Genomic DNA, 21,540 nt, shown 5'->3' on the forward strand with positions numbered 1-21,540 from the left:
CCGGGGCGGGCCTCGGCCGCCGGCGAGGGGGTCGGGGCGGCGCCGGTGCGGATGGCGCGGGCGAGGACGCCGAGCGCCTCCGTGCCCGCGGGGTGGGCCGTCGGCAGCGTCACCGCCGCGCACTCCAGCAGCAGGGCCGCCGCGACGACCTGCTGTTCGGGGGTGGGCGGCGGCGTCACGAGGGCGGCGGGCGGCAGGCCCATGGCGTCGCGCAGCACGGCCTGGGCCCAGACGAGCAGTCCACGCCGGGGCGGGCGGTGCCGCGCGCCGCCGATCGGTCCCGGGGCGGGCAGGGCGGTCTCGAAGGCCCGGAGGATCGGCGGGGCGTATCTGGTGAGCAGGGCCACGGCCGACCCGTGCTCCGGTTCCGCGGGGCGCGGCGGGCGGGGGCCGGCTGCCGCGGGATCGACGGACGGCGACAGCGGCGACGGCTGGGACCGCGAGGACGGAGGTACCGGAGGGGACGGCGGTACCGGCGGGTGGGCCGGGGTCCGTCCGGCGGCGCGCGCCCGGCGCAGCCCCGCGTCGAGTTCCTCGACGAATTCCCTGCCCACGAGCGCGGCCAGGGTGAACTCCGCACGCGGTGCGGGAGATGGCGTGGAGACGTCGGTATCCATGGGTCAAGGGAAGCAAGCGGGCGGCCCGTTGGGTTCACCCCCGGGTCACCGGTCCGCATGCCGGGCCACGAACGGTCCATGGTCGGACGGACGGCGGATCCCTCGCGCGCCATGGCGCGGGAAGGACGCCGGTGGGACGAAGTTCTCGGGCGCGTGCTGCTGATCCGTGAAGCGCGTGACGAAGTCCTCCCGGGGTGTCGTCCAGCGCTCCAGGGTGAGGGTGCCCGCGTGGCGTTGCCCGCTGCCCCAGAAGGGCCGGCGTTCGAGCAGCTCGGGCCGGGCGGCGGCCATCACGAACAGGGGTGCGGGGCGCGCGGTGGCGACGAGCCTCTCCACGCAGTCCAGGAACGGGTCCTCGGAGCGGTGGACGTCGTCGAAGCAGAGCACGACGGGCCGTTCGCGGGCGGCCAGCGCCACCACCTCGATCCAGCTGGCGTGCACCTCGTCGTGGCTGGTGCACCGGCCGGCCGGTCCCATCAGCGGGATGAGGTGGTACAGCAGCCGTTCGGCCGCTCCGTTGCCCGCCAGCCGGCGGACGGCCTCGGTGAATCGGCCGTCCGCCCCCGCCCCTGGCGGCAGTCCGCAGCAGGCGGCGAGGATGTCGCGGGCCAGGCGCGGCGAGTTCCCCGCGCTGGCCGCCCCTCCGACGCGTATCACCCTCACCTCCGGTGAGACTTCGGTGACCTGGTGCTCGAAGTCCTCCAGGAACCGGGTCTTCCCGACGCCTTCGTCGCCGAGGATCGTCATGAGGTGCGGCGCGGCGGTGCGGCGGCTGTGGTCCAACAGGTCGACCACGATGGACAGTTCGTGCTCGTGGCCGACGGGTTCCTTCGGCGGCCCGGTGACGGTGCCCGGTGCGTCGGCCCAGGAGGGCAGCGGGGGCAGCGCGGAGAGCGGGCGCTCGTGTCCCGGTGCCTGCGGTGGCCTTCCGGCGCGGGCGGTGGAGTGCCGGTTCCTCGGCTCGGGGATGCGGGCGGCGTCGCCGCTGATGTGCACCTCGCCGGGCGGGACGGCGCCCAGCAGGGTCAGGGCGTCGTCGAGCAGCCGCCCGGCGACGGTGACCGGGACGGTCGGGTCGTGGGGATCGTGGCGCACCAGCGCCGAGCCCGCGATCACGGCCGCGTGGAAGGTGGGCCCCGGTATGTCGGCGAAGCGGTCGCGTACGGCGAACGCGGCGGCCACGGCGTCGAGCGACGCCGCGTGGGGCTCGCCGCGCAGTCCGAACACGGCGACCGAGACATAGCCGAGGGAGCCGACGACGGTGCCGCCGAACTCCTCGACGCCGTCGGCGAACGCGTTGCCCGCGGCGTGCAGCGCCGGGGCGGTGCGGTCGTCGCCGAGCGCGTCGGTCTCGGGGGTGAACCCCGTGCGGACCAGGACGGCACTGACCCGACGGCGTTCGGTCACCGGCCCGTCCGCCGTCCGTCGCCGCGCGTCCTGGCCCGCGGCCGGCGGGGTGGGTGAACCGCTGCCCGCCGGGTCCACCGGGTCCGCCGGGCGGGACCCGGGCCGGTCCGGGGCCCGGTCCGCGCCGTGTGCGGGGGCGGAGGCGCGGGGGCTCGCCACCTGGAGCCCCGGCTTCTCCGGCACGGTGTTCCCGGTCCGCGGCGCACCTTGCAGGGGGCGTACCTCCGCGAGGACGACGGGTTCCCCGCCGGTGACTGCGGGAGCGGCGAGCGCGGGGTCGTGGGTGAGGATGCTCTGCTGCAGCAACTGCAGTTCCCTGGAGGGTTCGAGGCCGTACTCCTCGACCAGCGCCCGGCGGACCCGGGTGAAGGCGCTGAGGGCCTCGGCCTGCCGGCCGCAGCGGTAGAGGGCGAGCATGAGCTGCCTGCACAGCCGCTCGCGCAGCGGCTGTTCGGCGACGAGGGGGACGAGTTCGGCCAGTACGGCCTGGTGGCGTCCGCAGCGCAGTTCGGCTTCGAAGCGGTCCTCCATGACGTCCAGTCTCAGCTGTCCCAGCACCGTCAGTTCCGGCCAGGCGACGTCGTGTTCGGCGAGGTCCGCGAGGGCCGGTCCGCGCCATTCCGCGAGCGCCTCCCGCAGCAGCCGTGCGGCCTCCTCCGCGTCACCCGCGGCCAACCGGGCGCGGCCCTTGGCGACTTGCCGCTCGAACCGGTTGACGTCGAGGCTGCCGGAGTCGACGCGCAACAGGTATCCCGGTGCCTGGGTGAGCAGTTCGGGACGGCGGCTCCCCGGCGGGTCCTCGTCGCCCGGCGGTGAACTGAGCAGGGCGCGCAGGCTCCAGATGGCGTTCTGCACGATCTTCCGTGCCGTGGCGGGGAGTTCCTCCTCCGGCCACAGCCCGGTGAGCATCTCGCTGGTGGCCACGACCCGGTTGGCCCGCAGCAACAGCAGGCCCAGCGCGGCGCGTTGCTTGAAGCCCCCCAAGGGGAGCACCTGGTCGTGGAACGACACCTCTAAGGGACCCAGGATCCTGAACTGCACGCTTGACTCCTCGTGGGCGAAGTGTGTGCCGACCCCGGGGTGCGGGCCGCGATCTGGCGTACGGCCCCGGTCAGGGCGGCCGGCGTGGAGGCGATGACTGTCCCGTTCCTCTTCTCACCACGGGCAGGGCCGGTGGTACCGGCTCCCGTGCAGTGCCGCGCACAGAGGTCCCCCGTTCCGGCGCCGCCGGACGTGAGCGGGTGCACGGGGCGTCGGGACGGGGGGACCATCGTGCGGGGCGTTACCGGCCGCGTGGGCCGACCGGTAAGGACGGCAGCAGGTCGGCGATCGCCTCGGCCACCGTGTCGAGCTGGTCACCCAGGTAGAAGTGGCCCCCGGGGAACATCAGCGTCTCGGACGTCGCCGAGGTCAGGTCGGCCCAGGCCGCCGCCGCCCGCTGCGGCACGAGGGGGTCGTCCGCCCCGGCGAAGATGCTGAGCGGTGTGCTCAGCATCGGCTCGGCGGTCCAGCGGTAGTCGGCCAGCGCGGCGTAGTCGGCGCGCAGCACGGGCAGGGCGAGGGCGAGGAGTTCGGGGTTGTCGAGCACGGCGGCGCCGGTGCCGCCGAGCCGTCGGACGGCCGCGAGGATCGCGTCGTCGCCGTCGAGCCGGTCGTGCGGGTCGGGGGTCGTCGTGGGCGCTCCGCGGCCGGAGAGGATGAGCCGGGCCGGGGCGGGCGCACCGTGGCGGGCGAGGACCCGGGCGGTCTCGTAGGCGACGAGGGCGCCCATGCTGTGGCCGAAGAGGGCGTACGGTCCGCGGGTGCCCTCCAGCAGCCGTTCAGCGATCCGTGCCGCGAGCGCGGTCAGGCTGTGCTCCGGGGTCTCGTGTCTGCGGTCGTGCCGTCCCGGGTACTGGACGGCGTACACGTCGAGGCGGGGTGCCAGCCGGCGGGCCAGTGCCGCGTATCCTCCGGCGGCGCCGCCCGCGTGCGGGAAGCAGATCAGCCGGGTCCGGGGCGTGTCGTCGACGGGCCGGTGGTATCGCCGGAACCACCTGCTGTCCACGACGCTCGTTTCTGCGTTGCGCACGGTCACTCTCCCAAGCAGTGCTGCGTGGCGGGTTCGTACGGTTCGGTCTCGCGGGCCCGGCGCAGGGCGCGGGCCCACCAGCCGAGCCGGTCGAGCATGGCGCGAGCGGCGTCGAGACCGGTGTTGAAGGGACAGCCGGCGGTGTCGAGGCCGTTGTACCGGTCGAGGCGGTCCTGGTCGTGGTGGGCGTGGAAGCTGACGGTCTCGCGCACGGTCACGGCGTGCGCCTCGGCGAAGATCTGCCGGAGCTGGGCGACCGCGCACAGGCCGCTCGACGCTCCGCCGTAGGAGAGGAAGGCGACGGGCTTGGCGCGCCACTCCTCGTCGTACCAGTCGATGGCGCTTTTCAGAGAGGCGGGGAAGCTCCGCTTGTACTCGGGGGTCACCACCACGAACGCGTCGGCCTCGGCCAGCCACGGCGCCAGGTCCTGGACGGCCTGCGGCTTGCACTCGGTGGGGTCCATGAACATCACGTCCGGCAGCCAGACGGTGTCGAGGTCGATGACATCGATATCAAAGTCGGTGCGCAGCCCCGCCTGGGAGGCCAGCCACTCGGCCGCCACGAGGCCGAACCGGCCGTGCCGCACGCTGCCGACGATGATCACCAGACGCATCCGGTCCGTGCACGTGTCCGGATCCGCACCCCTGTCCACGTCGGTGCCCGCGTGCGTGTCCGTGTCCGTGTTCAACTGTTCGCCTCCTCGCGTGACGCCCCTCCCGCCGTAGATCACTGTGCGGCATGCCGCTTCGGATTCTCTTCGGACGCACTTCGGAAAGGCCGCCGGGAACGGCGTTTGCTGTAAGTCCATTGTGAACACTCTGAGTTAAGCTCGCGCATATGCAATTCAGGGTGCTGGGGTCACTGGAAGTGTGGGCGACCGAGGAACGGTTGGTCCGAGTCCCCGAGGTGAAAGTCCGGGCCCTGCTCGCCAATCTGCTCGCGCACCCCGGGCGGGTGGTGGCGGCCGAGCGGCTCATCGAGGCGCTCTGGGGCGGTTCGACGCTCCCCACCAACCCGTTGGGCGCCCTCCAGGCCAAAGTGTCCCAGCTGCGGCGGGTGTTGGAGGACGCCGAGCCCGGCGGCCGGGAGCTGATCGTGCGCCAGGCACCCGGCTATGTGCTGACGGCCCCGGCGGTGTCGGTGGACTCCGGCCGCTTCCAGGCCCTGGTCAGCGACGCCACCGCGCTCCAGGACCCGCGGGCCAAGGCCGCCGCCCTGGGGGACGCGCTGTCGCTGTGGCGCGGGCACGCGTTCGCGGACTTCGTCGACGCGCCCTTCGTCCGGGCCGCCGCCGACTCCCTCGAGGAGCAGCGCCTCACCGCGATAGAGGAGCACGCCGAGGCCCGTCTTGAACTGGGCGAGCACAGCACCCTGATCGCCGAACTCACCGCGCTCGTGGCGGCGCACCCGCTGCGCGAGCGGTTGCGGGCCGCGCAGATGCGTTCCCTGTACCGGGTCGGGCGTTCCTCTGAGGCGCTCGGCAGCTACGCGGAGTTACGACGGCGCCTGGACCACGAACTGGGTCTCTCCCCCGGTCCCGCCATCGAGGCGCTCCAGCAGGCGATCCTCCGCCAGGATCCGGCCCTCCAGGACACCACGGGGACGACACCCCCGTCCCTGGGCACCCGCTCCCGCACCAACCTGCCCGCCCGCCTCGGCTCCCTCGTCGGACGGGACGAGGCGGTGGCCGAACTCCGTCACCTGGTCAGCGAGGAGCGGCTGGTCACCCTCACAGGGCCGGGGGGTGTGGGCAAGACGAGACTGGCCGCCGCCACCGCGCGCCGACTGGACGACGCGTTCCCCGACGGTGTCTGGCTGGTGGAGTTCGCCGGGCTCAGCAGCGCCACAGGGCTGACGTCGCTGGCCGAACACGTGATGGCGGTGATGGGCATCCGGGGCGACTCCGACCCGGCTCCGGTCGCCGCCGACGGAGCGGGCGGCGCGGTGCAGCACCTGGTGACCGCCCTGACCACCCGCCGGCTGCTGCTGGTCCTCGACAACTGCGAGCACCTCGTCGACGCCGTCGCCGAACTGGTCACCCGGCTCCTCGACGCCGCTCCGGAACTGCACCTGGTGGCCACCAGCCAGGAGCGGCTGCACCTGCCCGGTGAGACGGTGTGGCCGGTGCCCCCGCTCGGCCTGCCGCTGCCCGACAGCGACCCCGCCACCCTGCGCGGGTGCAGCGCCGTCCAGTTGTTCGCCGCCCGCGCCAGGTCCGTCGACCCGGGCTTCGTCCTGGACGACTCCACCGCCCCCGTGGTGGCCGCCATCTGCCGGCGCCTCGACGGGCTGCCCCTGGCCCTCGAACTGGCCGCCACGCGCGTGCGCTCCCTCGGCCTGCGGGACATCCTCGACCGCCTCGACGACCGCTTCCGCGTCCTCACCCGCGGCTACCGCGGCGCACCCGCCCGCCAGCAGACCCTCCAGGCGGCCATCGACTGGAGCTGGAGCCTGCTCAGCGGTCAGGAACAGGACCTGCTGCGCTCGCTCGCCGTGCACGCCGAGGGCTGCACGCTGGAAGCCGTGGAGCACCTGAACGCCGACCCGGCCGGGGACGAGGAGGTCCTGGACGTCCTGACCCGGCTGGTCGACCGTTCCCTGGTCATCACCCACTGGCCGCGGTACCGGCTCCTGGAGTCCGTCGCCGCCTATGCCCAGCGCAAGACCCACGAGCTGGGCGAGAGCGCCGAGTTGGCGCTGCGCCACCTGCGGTACTACACCGAACTCGCCGAACTGGCCCGCCCTCATCTCCACGGCCACAACCAGCGCCGCTGGCTCCAGCGCCTGGACGCGGAGAGCGCCAACTTCCAGCACGCCCTGGACGAGGCCGAACGCATCGGCGCGGCCTCCTGGGCCCTGCGCCTGGCCAACGCCCTCTCCTGGTACTGGTTTCTGCGCGGCCGGCTCGGTGAGGGGACCCGGGCCATGCGCCTCGCGCTCGCCGTCCCGGGCCTGGCGCCCGAGGCGGACCGGGCGGAAGCACGCGCGTGGCACACGGGGTTCGCGATGCTCATCGGGGAGCACCGGCCGGGGGCCGCCCCCTCCTCTGACGGTTCCCCGGCCGGCCCGGCCGGGGAACGCGCGCACCCCAAGGCCGGGGAACGGACCGTCGGCCGGGCGCGCGCGGAGTGGTTCCTCGGCTTCGCCGAGTGGAGCCTGGGCGCCCTCACCGCCGGTGAGCGGCGGATGAAGGGCGCGCTGACCGACTTCCGGGTGCTGCGCGACGTCTGGGGTGTCGCCGCCGCCCTGAGCACCCTGGCCGCGCTCGCCATGGCCCGCGGCAACCTGGAGGGGATGCGCGGCAACGCGCTGGAGGCCCGCACCCACTTCATCGCGCTCGGCGACGCCTGGGGGCAGCTCAAGGCGACCGAGGTGCTCAGCGTCCTCGCGGAGATCAACGCCGACTACGACGAGGCGGCCAGGCTGCATTCGGAGGGGCTGCGCATCGCCGAGTCCCTCGAACTGTGGTCGGAGGTGTCCCGCAAGCTCTCCGGGCTCGGCCGGATCGCCCTGCTCACCGACCGGTTGACCGAGGCCGACGAACTGCACTCGCGCGCGCTGCGGCTCGCCGTCGAACAGGGCAACCGCCCGGTGGAGCAGTTCGCCGAGCTGGGGCTCGCCCTCGCCGCCCGCCGCCGGGGCCGTCTCGACGTCGCCGAAGGGCATCTGCGGCCGTGGCTGGAGTGGAACCGCTGCCACCACGCCCTCACCGGACTCGCCCTGGTCCTGGCCGAGTTGGGGTTCGTCGCGGAGCAGCGCGGGGACGCCACGGCCGCGCTCCGCCTCCACCAGGACTGTCTGGCGACGGCCCGCGCCACCGGTGACGCCCGCGCGGTGGCCCTGGCGCTCGAAGGACTCGCCGGGGCTCACTCCCTCGCCGGGCACCATGTCCGCGCGGCCCGTCTGCTGGGCACCGCGGCCCACACCCGTGAGGAGTGCGAAGCCCCGCTGCCGCCCGCCGAACGCGGTGACGTGGAACGGGTCTTCGCCCGGGTCCGTGCGGCGCTCGGCGCGGAGGGGGTGCGCGCGGCGCTCGCCGAGGGCGCCGCCCGCGACCACGAGACTGCGGCGGACGAGGAGGAGAGCCACGCGGGGCAGGCGCTCCCGCGCGCCCGTCCGCCGGGCCCTCGGGCCTGACCGCCGTCCCCTCGCACCGCCCCGGCCTGCGGGTTCCCGGAGACCGGGGAGCGGGCGCCGCGCGACGCGCGCGACACCGCCAACTCCTCTTGATCGCACCCGTGTTCGTGTTCTACTCGATGGCATGAGACCGAGTCATATACATGACGGGACAGCGGCCGACGACAGGGGTCCCATCCTGGTGACCGGTGCCACCGGGAAGACCGGCAGACACGTCGTGGCACATCTGCGGCGGCTCGGCGCGGAGGTCCGGGCCGTCTCGCGCGGCTCAGCCCCAGTGCGTTTCGACTGGTTCGACGAGTCGACCTGGCCGGCCGCGGTGTCGGGCGCGCGGGCCGCCTATCTGGTCGACGCGCAGAACGAGCACGCCGCCGAGCGGCTGCGCGCCTTCGTGACGTTTGCGGCCGGCCACGGCCTCACCCGGCTGGTGCTGCTCTCCGCCCGCGGCTGGGCCGACTCGGGCGATCCCGGGCTGCTCGCGACCGAGGAGGCGCTGCGGGAGTCCTGCGACGCCTGGACCATCCTGCGGCCGACCTGGTTCATGCAGGGGTTCACCGAGGACGACCTGCTGCGCGCCCCGGTGCGGGCCGGCTCCGTGCGGCTGCCCGCCGGCGCCGGCGGCGAGCCCTTCATCGACGCCCGGGACATCGCCGAGGTCGCGGCGGCGGTGCTCACCCGGGACGGCCACACCGGCGTGATCCACTCCCTGTCAGGGCCGCGCGCCCTCTCGCTCGAGGAGGCCGTCGGCACCATCGCGCGGGTGACCGGCCGCACCATCGGCTACCGGTCCGTCAGCCCCGACGAGTACGTCGCCGACCTCATGGCCCATGACGTGCCCGAGGACCAGGCGCGGTTCCTGGCCCGGCTGTTCACCTGGATCCGCGAGGGCGAGGACGCCCATGTGTCGAGCGGCGTCCAGGACGTGCTGGGCCGCGCCCCCCGGGACTTCGCGGACTTCGCCGAGGAGGCCGCCGCGACCGGCGTCTGGGCCGCCTGACCGGACCTGGACGGCCCGCTCTTCCCGGGGGCCGGTCAGGTCCGGTCGGTCCGGTCGGTCCGGTCGGCCCGGTCCAGGATCTCCGAGGCGATCCTGTCCGGCACCTGCTGGGGCTGCCAGTGCGAGACCCCTGGCAGCCGGACGAAGCGGTACTCCCCCGTCACATGGTCCGCGGTGCGCTCCGCGGCGAAGAGGCCCACCGCCGGGTCGTTCTCGCTCCAGATGTGGGTGGTGGGCACGGTGACGGGCCCGAGCGGCTCGCCGTCGTTCTGGAGGGTTCCCGCCCGGTACCACTTCAGCGCGGCCCGCAGCGTGCCGGGACGGGTGTGGGTGCGCACGTACCGCGCGATCTGCTCCTCGCTCAGCGCGCCCGCGGACTGCCGGTACCAGCCGACCAGGCCGGCCGCGTCGTCCGCGAGGAAGGAGTCGGCCGCGTCCACCGCGCTGAGCGTGGCGAGGTAGCCGGAGTGCAGCCGCTGCTCGGGGTCGACCCTCAGCGCGCACCGGTAGGCGTCCAGGTGCGGGAATCCCACCGCCGTGAGACTCCGCACCCGCTGGGGGAAGCGGGCCGCCAGGTACCAGCCGACGACGGCACCCCAGTCGTGCCCGACGACGTGCGCGGCGCGCACCCCCAGCGCGTCCAGGAGGCCCAGCGCGTCGGCGCCGAGTTCGGGCAGGGCGTACGCCTCCACCGCCTCGGGGCGGGCGCCGGGTGAGTATCCGCGCTGGTCGGGGGCCACCGTCCGGAGCCCGGCCCGGTGCAGGAGGGTCGCGACGTCGGTCCAGGACTCCCGGCTGTGCGGGAACCCGTGCAGCAGCAGGACCGTCGCGCCCTCCTCAGGGCCCGTCACATCGACGTCGAAGACCAGGTCGTTCACCGGGACTCGCATCATGTCTCCGTCTCCGCGCGGGCTCGTCAGTCGGACCGCAGCGCCTTGCGCACCCAGTCGGCGTGCAGCGCCTGCGGCGGGTCGACGAGGGAGATGACGCGGGTGTAGGCGGCGGCGATCGCGCCGTCGTACCGCGCAGCCTCCAACACCCGTCCCATGTGCTCCTGTTCGGCGAGGATCTCCGGCGTCCTGTCCCCCGCCACCTCCGGGAAGCTCAGGTCGTTGCAGAGCGCCTGACGCCATGCCTCGTCGACGGCGTCCCGCGCCAGGTCGCGGAAGTAGGCGGCGGGATCGGGCACTTGGCCGCCCGCCGCATGCGCGCGCAGCACCTTCGCCCCCAGCGCCACGACCGTCATGCCCTGTCCGTACGTCGGGTTGAAGCTGCACACCGCGTCGCCCAGCGCCAGCAGGCCGAGCGGCAACCGCTCCACCAGCTCGTACCGGCGGCGCAGGCTCGCCGGGAAGCGGTGCGACACCGGGTCGTCGAGCGGCGCCTCGTTCTCCACCATCGCCTCGTAGATCTCCGGCGACGACAGGGACTTGAGGAAGTCGAGGAAGCCCTCGGGGTCCGCGGGCGGCACGTCGCCCAGGATCCCGTACGCGGTCACCACCTGCACCCCGCCGTCGATCCGCGCGCAGACGGCGCCTCGCGGGTAGTCCGGCGTGGCGACGATGTCGACGGAGAAGTCCGCGGGGGACGGCTGCGGTCCCGCCCGGTAGCGCCGCGTGGTGTAGGTCAGTCCCGCCGGGGTGTTCTCCTCGGGGACCTCGGGCCAGCCCTGGTCCACGAGCCATCGCTGGACGCGCGACCCGCGTCCGAGGGTGTCCACCACCAAGTCGGCCGCGAGGGTGGAGCCACTGGCCGCGTCCCCGGTCTGCACGGTGCGCACCCCGGTGACGCGCTGCCCATCGGGTGAGAACCGCAGACCCACCACCTCGGTCCTGTCCAGTAACCGCACGCCGGCCAATCCCCGCACCCGGCGCCGCACATGGGCCTCAAGAGTGGGGCGGGACACCGAGACCGTGGGGAGGCCGGCGTGTCCCTTGCTGATCGGGACGCCGTCCATGATCCAGCGGACGTCGGCCGCCACGTCGCCGACGACGGCGCCCGCCGCCCGCAACTCCTCGGTCATCCCGGGGAAGAACTCCTCAAGGATCTGCCGTCCCCGGGCCAGGAGTCCGTGCACATGCCGGTCCTGGGGCGTTCCCCTCCGGTTCGCCGACTCCTCCGGGAGCACATCGCGGTCCACCACGACGACCTCGTCGAACGACTCGGCCAGCGCCCGCGCCGCCAGCAGGCCCCCCATGCTGCCGCCCATCACAACGGCCCGTCGCCCCGCGACCGCGGTCACACCGTCCACAGTGCCCTTCCTCCTCAGGTCCATCACCGACCCCATGCGTCACAGACAGTAGGACTTCTCGGTAAGCGGCCGACCACGACGCGGTAATCGCCGGTCCTCGCGCCATTGACGGGACGCCCGGGAGATGGTGGGCGCCGGTCCCCAGCTGGTTCCCAAAAATGATCAAGGGCCGGTTTCGGATACCTCCGAAACCGGCCCTCATCTGCGACTGTCTCCAGTCGGGACGACAGGATTTGAACCTGCGACCCCTTGACCCCCAGTCAAGTGCGCTACCAAGCTGCGCCACGTCCCGCTCACGCGGTGGACCGCGTGCGTGCGGGTCGACCTTATCGCATCCGGCGGGTCGCTCCGTGCGCCCGGTGAGCGTCCGGTCGCGGTCGGCTAGGGCGTGTCTGACCATGCCCGTCTGCCTCGCGGCGCCATGCACGCACTCTCGCCGCACCGGGCGCAGACCCGAGTACGCCCAGTACGAGGGCCTACGCCCGGCACGGCGAGAGCACGCACCTGACCCCGCGAGGCCGCCCTCCGGGCAACGACGCGCATGGTCAGACACGCCCTAGGCACCGGGGCGTTCCCCGCCGCCCTCCGGCCGGGACCGGCACGCGGGGCGCCCCCGGCGCTCAACCGGCGTCCGCCGTCGCCGAGGTGGCCGGGGTGCTCGGCGCTCCCCCGGCGACCGGGCCCGCCGCGGCGGTCGCTCCGCCCGACGCGCGGGGTGTCCCCGTCACCCGCGTCCCGCCCGCGCGGCCGGTCGGGACCAGGAGTGCCGCCAGGGCCGCGGCGAGGCAGAGCAGGGTCAGCAGGGCGAAGCCGTGGGTGTAGCCGGACTCCTCGGGCAGCCCCGAGGGCTGGAGGCGGCCGGTGACCAGGACGCCCGTCACCGCCGCGCCGATCGAGCCGCCGATGGTGCGGATGTTGGCGTTCATGCCGGTCGCCGCGCCGGTCCTGGACGGCGGGACGCTGCCGACGATCAGGTGGGCCATCGACGCGAAGGCCAGTCCGATGCCGAGGCCGAAGACACCGGCCGCCAGGGCGATCTGCCACCGCTCGGCATGCCAGAGGGTCAGCGTGCCGCAGGCGACCGCGCCCAGCGCCGTCCCCGTGGTGAGCAGGGTCTTCGCCCCGAGCACCGGCTCCAGGCGGGCGCTGAGCAGGCCGGACACGAACATCGCGATCAGCATCGGGAGCATCAGCAGGCCGGAGGCCGTCACGCTCGCGCCGAAGCCGTATCCGGCGGAGGCGGGTGTCTGCACGAAGCCGGGCAGGAACGACCAGATCGCGTACATGCCGGCGCCGAAGAGGAGCGCGGCCGCGTTCGTCGTCAGGACCACCGGCAGCCGCAGCACCCGCAGGTCGATCAGCGGGGTCGCCGAGCGGGCCTCGGACAGCAGCCACGCCCCGAACAGGACGACGGCCGCGCCGAGCAGCCCGACGACCCGCGCCGAACCCCAGCCCCACACGCCCGCCTGGCTCAGCGGCAGCAGCAGCGCGACCAGCCACGCCGACAGGAGGACGGCGCCGAGCCAACTGATCCTGCCCTCGGCCCGGTCGGGCGACTCGGGCACGTACGGTACGGCGATCAGCGTGGCCGCGAGGACGACGGCGACCGGTATCCAGAACAGCCAGCGGTAGTCGAGCGCGGTCACGACGGGCCCGGCGGCGACCATGCCGACGCCGCCGCCCGCCGCGATGACGGCGGAGAGCGCGCTGATGCTGCCGGTGACCCGGGACGCGTCGAACTCGTCCCGGATGATGCCGAAGGAGAGCGGGAACAGCGCGCCGCCCACGCCCTGGACGACCCGGGCGACGATCAGCACGCCGATGGTGGGCGCGAGGGCGGCGAGCAGGCAGCCCGCGGCCACGGTCAGCAGGACGGCGACGAGCGTGCGCTTCTTGCCGACCAGGTCGCCGACCCGGCCGAGGATCGGCGTGAAGACGGAGGCCGACAGCAGATAGGCGGTCATCACCCAGGTCGCGGTGGACTGCGAGGTGTGCAGCGCGTGCTGGACGGTCGGCAGCGCGGGCGCGATCAGCGACTGGAACATGGAGAACACACCGGCTCCGGTCGCGAGGACCGCGAAGGTGAGACGGGTGGACGTGCGGGGCATGGGGAGCCTCTCCGGAACGGGCGGCGGGGGCCTCTGACGGTGGTCGGGCGGGCCCGGCGGAGGCCCCTGGAGGCATGCCGGGGTACGCGGACGGCCGTCGTCGGCGGTCGCGGGGACGGTGTGAGGGTTCGGCGGTGCGGCGGTCTGACGGACTGGCGATGCGGACGGCCCGGGGCCCGGGGCGTGCGTGCGCGGCGCACACGCCGGGCGGGCGCGAGGCGGTGGTACGGGGGCGGTGACGTCTCACGGTCACGTGCGGGCGCACGGGAGCACGGCGAACGCGCCCCTCACTGGTAAAGTGGAGGTACCCCTCCACTGTATCGGAGGCACCCCTCCGCTTCAACCGCGCGCCGACCCGGGAGGCAGCAATGACGCCCACGCCGTACCCCGTGACCGAGATCGTGGCCGCCCGGCGCCCGCACCGTAAGGACGCCGCCCGCAACTACGACGCGCTGCTGGTCGCCGCGCGCGAGGCGTTCGCGGAGAACGGCGCGGAGGCGTCCCTGGAGGACATCGCCCGCCGCGCGGGCGTCGGCATCGGCACCCTCTACCGGAACTTCCCGACCCGCCGTCATCTCTTCGAGAGCGTGTACGCGGCCGAGGTGGACGAACTGGTGCGGGTCGCCCAGCAGGTCGCCGCGCTGGAGCCGTGGGAGGCGCTCACCACCTGGCTGCGCCGGTTCACCGACTACATGGTGACCAAGCGCGCGGTGCGCGAGGCGCTCGACGACGAGTCCGAGACGTTCCTGGCCTGCCGCGAGTCGATGTACGCGGCGGGCGGTCCGCTCTTCGAGAGAGCCCAGGCCGCGGGGACCGCCCGCACGGACATGGACTTCGGGGACCTGCTGCGCCTCTTCGCCGGGGTCACGGGCACGACCGTCACCGACGACGCCCAGCGCGACCGCCTGCTGGCCATCGCCCTCGACGGGGTGCGCGGGGGACGCTGACGGGGGCTCGGGGGCGCCCCGGTGACACCGGACGCCGACCGGCCCCCGCCCGCCGGTCAGTGCGCGGTGAGCAGTTCGGGGTCGCTGCTGCCGGTCGCTCCCCTGCGGGGGCCGCGCAGGGCGGCGACGCCGATGAGGACCATGGAGGAGACCCCGGCGAGGGCGAAGGCCGTGAAGCCGAGGTCGCCATGGCCGGAGGCGAGCAACTGGCCGCCGAGCCACGGCCCGAAGACGGCGCCGAAGCGGCCCATGCCGGAGGTCCAGCCGACGGCGGTGGCGCGGTTGTCGGGGGTGGAGCGGAGCGAGACGGTCGCGTAGATCATCACCTGGGCGCTGTTGAGGAAGACCCCGGTCAGGAAGACGACGACCATCGTCACGCCCATCGGCATGTGGACGCTGAGCAGGTAGACGCCGACCGCGGTGAGCGCGAACCAGAGCGCCGAGATGCGCGGGGCGCCGAAGCGGTCGGCGGCGCGGCCCGCGACCAGCATGCCGACGATGCCGCCGAGGTTGAAGACGACGACGAAGCTGAGGGCGGAGCCGAGCGCGTAGCCCTCGCCGCGCATCAGGGTGGGCAGCCAGGTGGCGACGCCGTAGACGAGGAGCAGTCCGCCGAAGGAGGCCAGCCAGTAGAGCAGGGTCTGGCTCCACTCACCGCCCCTGAACAGGTTGAGGAGCGCGTTCCAGCGGTCGGCCGCGCCCTGCTTCGCGCCCTTGGCTGCGGGCAGTTCGACGTCGTACCGCTCCGCGAGGGCGCCGGCCTCCTCGGTGCGGCCCTTGGCGACCAGGAAGCTCAGCGACTCGGGCAGGGACCTGGCGAGCACCGGGGCGAACAGCAGCGGCAGCACGCAGACCCAGAAGGCGGCCCGCCAACCGACCGGTTCCACCAGCCACTTGGCGACGTAGGCGGAGAGGATGCCGCCCGCGTGGTGGGCGGTCATCAGGGTGCCGATGACGAGGGCGCCGCGGCCGCGCGGGGCGTAGTCGCTGACCATGCTGATCGCGGTGGGCAGGAGTCCGCCGAGGCCGACGCCGGCCAGGGTGCGGCCGAGGCCGAAGACGGCGATGCCGCCGGAGACGGCGCAGAGCGCGGAGGCCAGGGAGAAGAGGACGACGCAGCCGACCATGAGCTTCTTGCGGCCGACGCGGTCGGCGACGGTTCCGGCGGTGAGGGCGCCCACCAGCATGCCGAAGGTGGCGTAGCTGCCGAGGTCACCGGCCCGGTCGGGGGTGAGGCCGAAGGTCTTGTTCTCCAGCAGGTGCGGCAGCACCGAGCCGTAGATGAACATGTCGAGGCCGTCGAAGAGGACGGCGAGCCAGCACAGGCCGACCACCAGGAGGGCCAGCCTGCCGCCGCGGGCGGAGAGCGAGGGTGAGGAGGACATCGTTGTTTTCCTCTCGTCCAGGGAGACCCCCTGGCGGGGCTTCGCTGCGGAAGGGCGTCGACGCGGCGGGTCCGTGCGGCGCACGCGCTCGACCCGGTGTGCGCCTGACGGTAGGGAGCCGCCCAGGGAGTGTCAACGCTTTTGTCAACAATCCCTGGGTCACTGGTTCCGCTTGCTCCGCCGCCCCTCCCTGGGCGGGGCTGCCCCGGCCCGTGGAGGGCCCACCGGCCCGAGCGAGGGCTTCCCCGGCCCGCCCGCGGAGCGGCGCCCGCTCCTCCCCCGGACCGTTCCCCTTCCGCCCCGTCAGGGAACCGGCGGGGTCCCGTGGGTGTGGAAGGACTCGATGGTCTTCAGGCCCCACGCCTGCCCCTTGGCGCGCTCCGCCTCGGTCCAGGTGATCAGCGGCCAGTCGGGGGCGAGCACCAGCCGGGTGAGCGGGTTGCACAACTCGATCCGGTTGCCGCCCGGTTCGTAGACGTAGAGGAAGAACGTCTGCTGGATGGCGTGCTTGTGCGGGCCCGTCTCGATGAAGACGCCCGAGTCGATCGCCAGGTCGGCGGCGCGCAGGATGTCCTCGCGGGTGTCGGTGGCGAACGCGATGTGGTGCAGCCGTCCTCGGGAGCCGGTCCGGTCGGCGGTGTAGACGACGTCGTAGGACTTGTCCGTGAAGGTCAGCCAACGGGCCGCGACCGTACCGGAGTCGAGGCGGATCTGCTCGGTCGGCCGGGCGCCGAGGACCTGTTCCTGGAACTCCGCGTTGGCGAGCACGTCGGCCGCGAGGAAGTTGACGTGGTCCAGGCGGCGCACGCCGACGCCCCGGTCCGGCTTGGCCTGCGGCTGGTTCTTCAGCGCGGGCCTCGACTCCGGTGGGGCGGTGAAGTGTTCGCTCTCCCAGTACAGGGCGTGCTCGTGGCCGTCCGGGTCGGTGGTGACGTACAGGCGGCCGAGGCCGGGTTCGTCCTCGACCCAGCTCCCGGTGCCGCCCGCCGCCTCGACGGCCCGCACCCGCCGGTGCAGCGCCTCCTCGCTCGATGCGCGCAGCGCGAGCCTGCCGAGGCCGGGCCGGTCGCGGGCGGTGAGCACCAGGCTGTGGTGCTCGTAGTCGTCGAAGGTCCGCAGGTAGACGGTGTCGCCCCGGCGTCCGTTGACGGTCAGGCCGAGGAAGTCGGTGCAGAAGGCGACGCTGGCGTCCAGGTCCGGGGTGAACAGCTGGGCGTGGCCGACATGGGCGATGTCACCGAGGGGCGGGGCCATCGTTGCCTCCGAGGGGGTGGTCGGACGGGGTGGCCGGGGCGGCGGGCACGGGGAAGACCGTCCCGTCGAAGATCTTGCGCGCCGTGCGGACGACGGCCGTGCGGCGGGCCGCGGGCGGGGTGTCGCCGGATCCGGGGTCGACGTCCGTGTCGATGTCGAGGTAGCCGGTGGGGTGTTCGACCCGGACGCGGTCGCCCGTCCCCGGGAGCCGGGCGATGCCCTCCCCCACCCCGCCGGGCAGCCGCAGCCCGGCGGCCACGCTCGCGGCGCCGAGGACGCCGATGGAGGTGTGGCAGCGCACCGGGATGAAGGTGCGGGTGGTGACGGCGCCGTCCGCGCGGGGCGGCGCGAGCAGGCTGAGCTTGGGCACGGTGGCGGACGTGACGTCGCCGAGGCCCATCAGCCGCCCGGCCTCCAGGCGGATGGCGCGCAGCCGTTCGGCGAGCGCCGCGTCCTCCTCCAGGTCCTGGGGCCGCTCGTAACCGGTGGCGCCGAGTGCGGCGGCCGGGACGAGCACCGTCGGCATGCCGTTGTCGACGAGGGTGACGGTGACCCCGGCGACGGTGTCGCGGACGTTGCCGGTGGGCAGCAGCGGGGTGGCGCCGGCCGGGAACTCGATCACCACGGCGGCGGCCGTCCCCGGCACCCCGGAGATCTCGGCGGCGCCGGTGTAGTCGACGCGTCCGCCGGGCGTGGGGAAGGTGGCGACGGCCGACTCGCCCGTGTTGAGCATCCGGATGCGCACCGACGTCCGCTCCCCGCCCGCCTTCACCAGTCCGCGCTCGACGGCGAACGGCCCGACCCCGGCGAGGATGTTGCCGCAGTTCTGCCGGTCGGTGACCTCGGGGCGGTCCACGGAGACCTGGAGGAAGAGGTAGTCGACGTCCGCGTCCGGGTCGTCGGAGGCGCTCACCACGGCGACCTTGCTGGTGAGCGGGTGTCCTCCGCCGAGCCCGTCGATCTGGCGCGGGTCGGGGCTGCCCATGACGCGCAGCAGCAGTCCGTCCCGGGCGGCGGGGTCGGCGGGGAGGTCGTCCGCGAGGAAGTAGGCGCCCTTGGAGGTGCCGCCGCGCATCAGGGTGCAGCGCACCTCGGCCGGCCCGGTCACGACCGCTCCGCTTCCCACGCCCCGTACGGCTGGTAGGAGACGTCGAGCCGCTCCAGCGTCTCGCGCAACCCGTATCGGTCCAGGCCGAGTTGGCCGCCGATGAACGCCTCGCGGGTGGCCGCCTCCTTGGCCTCGCGGGCCCGCGACCGCTCGGCCGTCTCCCGGGCCCGCTCGCGGGGGACGACGACCACGCCGTCGTCGTCCGCGACGATCACGTCACCGGGGCGGACGACCTGGCCGTCCAGGGCGATCGGCACGTTGACCGAGCCGCCGGTGGCCTTGACGGTGCCCTGCGAGGAGACGGCGCGCGCCCAGGCCGCGAAGCCCATGTCGCGCAGCTCCTGGGTGTCGCGGATCCCGGCGCCGGTGACGACGCCGCGCACCCCGCGGGCGCGCAGCGCGGTCGCGAACAGCTCGCCGAACATGCCGTCGGTGGACGGGGAGGTGGTGGTGACCACCAGGACGTCCCCCTCGCCGCACTGCTCGACGGCCGCGTGGATCATGAGGTTGTCGCCGGGCCAGCTCAGCACGGTGACGGCGGTGCCCGCGATCCGCACGCCCTGCTGGACCGGGCGGATCTCCGGACCGAGCAGGCCGGTGCGGCCCATCGCCTCGCTGATGGTCGCCACGCCGAACGCGCCCAGCGCCTCGACGTCCTGCCGTGCGGCCTTCGGGGGGTCGGTGACGATGACGCCGCTCATGCCAGCTCCTTCGTGATCTGCGGGAACGGCCGCATGAACGCCTCGGCCTTGGTGGTGTGGGCCAGGCCGAGGTTCGGCCCGGCGTTGCGCCTGAGCTGGACGCCCCGGCGCACGGCGAGATCGGTGTAGTAGGACCACAGGTGGCGCTGGGCGACGAGGCACTCCATCGCGGCGCGCTTGGTCTCCCACACCTCGGTGATGTCGAGCAGCACCTCGGGCCGGAAGCCGCTCATCTCGGGCTGGTGGGGCTCGAAGAGGAAGACCGGCGGGGCGCCGATGACGTCGCCCTCCCCCGGGTATCCGACGGCCTGGGCCAGGACGCGGGCCTCCAGCGCCATCCGGTGGGCGGCCGGGTGGTCCCCGTTGTAGGGGTCCTCGGCCGGGTGGGTGAGGACGACGTCCGGCCGGGTGGCGCGGTAGACGGCGACCAGCCGGTCGGTCAGCTCGGCGGTGGGGACGAGCGGGTAGTCGCCCGCGTCGAAGAAGAGGACCTCGGCGCCCAGGACGGCGGCGGCGCGCTCGGCCTCGTCCCGGCGGATCGCCTTGATCTCCTCCAGGGTCCGGCCCTCGCGCCACGCCGCGGCGGACTCGCCGCGCTCGCCGAAGGTCAGGCAGGCGAGGGTGACCTTCTCGCCCCGGGCGGCGGCCAGGGCGACGGCGCCACCGGCCCGCCACACGAAGTCCCCGGCGTGCGCGGTGACGACGAGGGTGGACCGGGGTGGCGGGGCGGGCGCGTTGCCAGGCGTCATGCTCACTTCTCCTTGTGACAGAGGGTGCGCCCGCCTCGCGCGTGATCAGTCGCGCAGGGCCTCGATCACGCTGGTGAGGTGGGCGCGGACGGCCGCCTCGGCCGCCTGCGGGTCCCGGGTGCTGATCGCGTCGATCATCGCCAGGTGCTCGTTCAGGGAGTGCTGCGGGCGCCCCGGACGCAGCGCCAACTGGAAGCGGTGGCGCACCAGTTGGGCGTTGAGCCGTTCCAGCAGGTCGACGGCGGTGCGCTGGCCGGAGAAGTGCCGGACCCTGGTGTGCAGTTGCTGGTTCAGCTCGGAGTAGGTCATCGGTTCGCCGTCCGCGACGGCCTTGGTCATCGCGGTGCCCAACTCGGTGAGTTCGGCGATCTGCCGGTCGCTGACGAGGGCGGCGGCCTTGGCGGCGCACAGCCCTTCGAGGGCCATGCGGCACTCGGTGATGGCGACCGCCTCCTCCACGGTCACCACCCGCACCCGTGAGCCGCGGTTGCGGATCCGCTCGACCAGGCCCTGTGCCTCCAGGTCGATGAGCGCGGCCCGGATGCTCGCGCGGGTCACCCCGAACTGCTCGGCGAGTTCGTTCTCCACCAGCCGCTGGGCCGGTGCCATCTCGCCCCGCAGGATCGCCTGCCGCAGCTCTCCGAGCGCGTGCTGTTTGGCCTGTTCGCCGGTGCTCGGACGGGCTTCCTTCGGCATGTGTGCCCTCCCTGGATGAGTGCCTGTCGAACCTAAATCTAGCCAGACAACATTGTCAACAATTTTGTCCGCCGTATTGCGCGCACAGAGCCGCGAAGATCGCGCGCACGGAGCCGCGCGGCTCGCACGCGCGGGACCGCAGGGATCGCCCGCACGGCACCGCGGGGATCGCGCGGGCGGGACGGCCGGGAGACCAGGCACGCGAAGAGGGCGGCCGCCCGGTCGCGGCCGCCCTCCGTCGCACCGGTCAGTCCCGGGCCGGCGGCCCGCCCGCGTGGGCGGCCCGCAGCAGGCCGAGCACCCCGTCCGCCGTCACCTCACGGGGGTTGGGGAACGACTGCGCGGCCACCTGCTCCGCCGCCTGCGCCAAATCGCTCTCCTTGAGCCCGAGTTCGGCGAGCGAGGTGGGGGCGCCGAGCCGGGCGGCCAGGTCGTGCAGGGCGCGCGGCGCGTCGTCGGTGCCCAGGGCGCGGGCCAGCGCGGCGAGCGCCTCGGGGGCGGCGGGCGCGTTGTGGGCGAGGGCGTACGGCAGCACCACGGTGTGCGTCTGCGCGTGCGGGAGGCCGAAGCCGCCGCCCAGCACATGGCAGAGCTTGTGGTGCAGGCCCATCGCCGTGGCGCCCAGGCAGGTCCCGCACAGCCAGGCCGCGTACAGCGCCCGGCCGCGCGCGCCCGGCGAGCCGGGGTCCGCCGCGATCCCGGGCAGGGCGCCCGCCATCATCCGCACGCCCTCCTGCGCCGTCAGCGCGATCAGCGGCGAGCGGTCGGGGCGTAGAGCGCCTCGGCGGCGTGCGCGACGGCGTTGATGCCGCTGGTGACCGAGAGCGGCACAGGCAGGGAGTGGGTCAGCGCGGGGTCGTAGAGGATCGCGCGGGGCTGCACGACGGGGTCATGGCCGGTGCGTTTGACGCCGTTCTCGGTCAGGCCCCAGACGGCGGTGGCCTCCGAGCCCGAGTAGGTGGAGGGCACGGCGATCAGCGGCAGCCCGGTGCGCAGCGCGAGCGCCTTGCCCAGCCCGATCGCGGAGCCGCCGCCGACCGCCACGCAACCGTCGGCACCGGCCGCCCGCGCCACCGCGACGACCTCGTCCGCGGCCTCGGCGGGGACGTGC

The 21,540-nt window shown here is 74.1% G+C and carries 15 protein-coding genes, 1 tRNA gene and 2 pseudogenes; 3 read left to right on the forward strand and 15 right to left on the reverse strand.

The genetic code is table 11. The annotated features are described in order from the left end of the window. From GA0115242_RS40295 to GA0115242_RS08835, 4 genes and pseudogenes are all read right to left on the reverse strand, one after another. Window positions 1-617 (reverse strand): annotated as a pseudogene (locus GA0115242_RS40295) (hypothetical protein); the annotation flags it as partial. A gap of 45 nt (window positions 618-662) precedes the next feature. After that, window positions 663-3,065: a BTAD domain-containing putative transcriptional regulator gene (locus GA0115242_RS08825; RefSeq protein ID WP_093826324.1), complete on the reverse strand. Its 2,403-nt coding sequence runs from the start codon at window positions 3,063-3,065 to the stop codon at window positions 663-665. Window positions 3,066-3,306: 241 nt separating this feature from the next. Continuing rightward, window positions 3,307-4,095 carry a thioesterase II family protein gene (locus GA0115242_RS08830; protein WP_256089388.1) on the reverse strand — a complete coding sequence of 263 codons (789 nt, stop codon included), beginning with the start codon at window positions 4,093-4,095 and terminating at the stop codon, window positions 3,307-3,309. Window positions 4,096-4,097: 2 nt separating this feature from the next. Continuing rightward, window positions 4,098-4,709, reverse strand: a complete 612-nt coding sequence (locus GA0115242_RS08835) for an NADPH-dependent FMN reductase (RefSeq protein ID WP_093826347.1) — start codon at window positions 4,707-4,709, stop codon at window positions 4,098-4,100. Window positions 4,710-4,933: 224 nt separating this feature from the next. Here GA0115242_RS08835 and GA0115242_RS08840 point away from each other — a divergent pair, with 224 nt between their 5' ends. Both GA0115242_RS08840 and GA0115242_RS08845 read left to right on the forward strand, forming a co-directional pair. Continuing rightward, window positions 4,934-8,233 (forward strand): BTAD domain-containing putative transcriptional regulator, encoded by a 3,300-nt coding sequence (locus tag GA0115242_RS08840; RefSeq protein WP_093826328.1) that lies wholly within the window; start codon window positions 4,934-4,936, stop codon window positions 8,231-8,233. Window positions 8,234-8,414: 181 nt separating this feature from the next. Continuing rightward, window positions 8,415-9,230, forward strand: coding sequence for an NAD(P)H-binding protein (locus GA0115242_RS08845; RefSeq protein ID WP_311638440.1), 816 nt, complete (start codon window positions 8,415-8,417; stop codon window positions 9,228-9,230). A gap of 35 nt (window positions 9,231-9,265) precedes the next feature. Here the strand turns inward: GA0115242_RS08845 and GA0115242_RS08850 are convergent, their stop codons facing one another. The 4 genes from GA0115242_RS08850 to GA0115242_RS08865 form a co-directional block, all read right to left on the reverse strand. After that, window positions 9,266-10,123, reverse strand: a complete 858-nt coding sequence (locus GA0115242_RS08850; RefSeq protein WP_202555091.1) for an alpha/beta fold hydrolase — start codon at window positions 10,121-10,123, stop codon at window positions 9,266-9,268. Between the two features lie 23 nt (window positions 10,124-10,146). Next, window positions 10,147-11,427: an FAD-dependent oxidoreductase gene (locus GA0115242_RS08855; protein ID WP_256089389.1), complete on the reverse strand. Its 1,281-nt coding sequence runs from the start codon at window positions 11,425-11,427 to the stop codon at window positions 10,147-10,149. A gap of 272 nt (window positions 11,428-11,699) precedes the next feature. Beyond that, window positions 11,700-11,773: transfer RNA gene (locus tag GA0115242_RS08860), tRNA-Pro, on the reverse strand. A 328-nt stretch (window positions 11,774-12,101) separates the two neighbouring features. Further along, window positions 12,102-13,589 (reverse strand): MFS transporter, encoded by a 1,488-nt coding sequence (locus GA0115242_RS08865; protein WP_093826331.1) that lies wholly within the window; start codon window positions 13,587-13,589, stop codon window positions 12,102-12,104. 368 nt (window positions 13,590-13,957) lie between these two features. On the opposite strand from GA0115242_RS08865, the gene GA0115242_RS08870 reads away from it, so the two are divergent. Beyond that, complete coding sequence (locus GA0115242_RS08870; RefSeq protein ID WP_093826333.1) at window positions 13,958-14,536, forward strand: TetR/AcrR family transcriptional regulator; 579 nt, start codon at window positions 13,958-13,960, stop codon at window positions 14,534-14,536. Window positions 14,537-14,592: 56 nt separating this feature from the next. Here GA0115242_RS08870 and GA0115242_RS08875 read toward each other — a convergent pair whose 3' ends face one another. The 7 genes and pseudogenes from GA0115242_RS08875 to GA0115242_RS08905 form a co-directional block, all read right to left on the reverse strand. Then, window positions 14,593-15,921: an MFS transporter gene (locus tag GA0115242_RS08875; protein WP_093826334.1), complete on the reverse strand. Its 1,329-nt coding sequence runs from the start codon at window positions 15,919-15,921 to the stop codon at window positions 14,593-14,595. A gap of 303 nt (window positions 15,922-16,224) precedes the next feature. Further along, window positions 16,225-17,175, reverse strand: coding sequence for a VOC family protein (locus tag GA0115242_RS08880; protein WP_093826336.1), 951 nt, complete (start codon window positions 17,173-17,175; stop codon window positions 16,225-16,227). After that, window positions 17,156-18,283: a 4-oxalomesaconate tautomerase gene (locus tag GA0115242_RS08885; protein WP_256089390.1), complete on the reverse strand. Its 1,128-nt coding sequence runs from the start codon at window positions 18,281-18,283 to the stop codon at window positions 17,156-17,158. Before GA0115242_RS08885 ends, GA0115242_RS08880 begins: the two co-directional genes overlap by 20 nt. After that, window positions 18,280-18,984 (reverse strand): 4-carboxy-4-hydroxy-2-oxoadipate aldolase/oxaloacetate decarboxylase, encoded by a 705-nt coding sequence (locus GA0115242_RS08890; RefSeq protein ID WP_093826338.1) that lies wholly within the window; start codon window positions 18,982-18,984, stop codon window positions 18,280-18,282. Before GA0115242_RS08890 ends, GA0115242_RS08885 begins: the two co-directional genes overlap by 4 nt. Next, the gene (locus tag GA0115242_RS08895) at window positions 18,981-19,733 is read right to left on the reverse strand and encodes a PIG-L deacetylase family protein (protein WP_093826340.1); all 753 of its coding nucleotides are present in this window, start codon (window positions 19,731-19,733) and stop codon (window positions 18,981-18,983) included. Before GA0115242_RS08895 ends, GA0115242_RS08890 begins: the two co-directional genes overlap by 4 nt. A gap of 45 nt (window positions 19,734-19,778) precedes the next feature. Continuing rightward, the gene (locus GA0115242_RS08900) at window positions 19,779-20,429 is read right to left on the reverse strand and encodes a GntR family transcriptional regulator (protein ID WP_093826345.1); all 651 of its coding nucleotides are present in this window, start codon (window positions 20,427-20,429) and stop codon (window positions 19,779-19,781) included. Between the two features lie 247 nt (window positions 20,430-20,676). Continuing rightward, window positions 20,677-21,540: pseudogene (locus GA0115242_RS08905) on the reverse strand (maleylacetate reductase); the annotation flags it as partial.

The sequence above is a fragment of the Streptomyces sp. SolWspMP-5a-2 genome (assembly GCF_900091845.1).
Classification (GTDB): domain Bacteria; phylum Actinomycetota; class Actinomycetes; order Streptomycetales; family Streptomycetaceae; genus Streptomyces; species Streptomyces doudnae.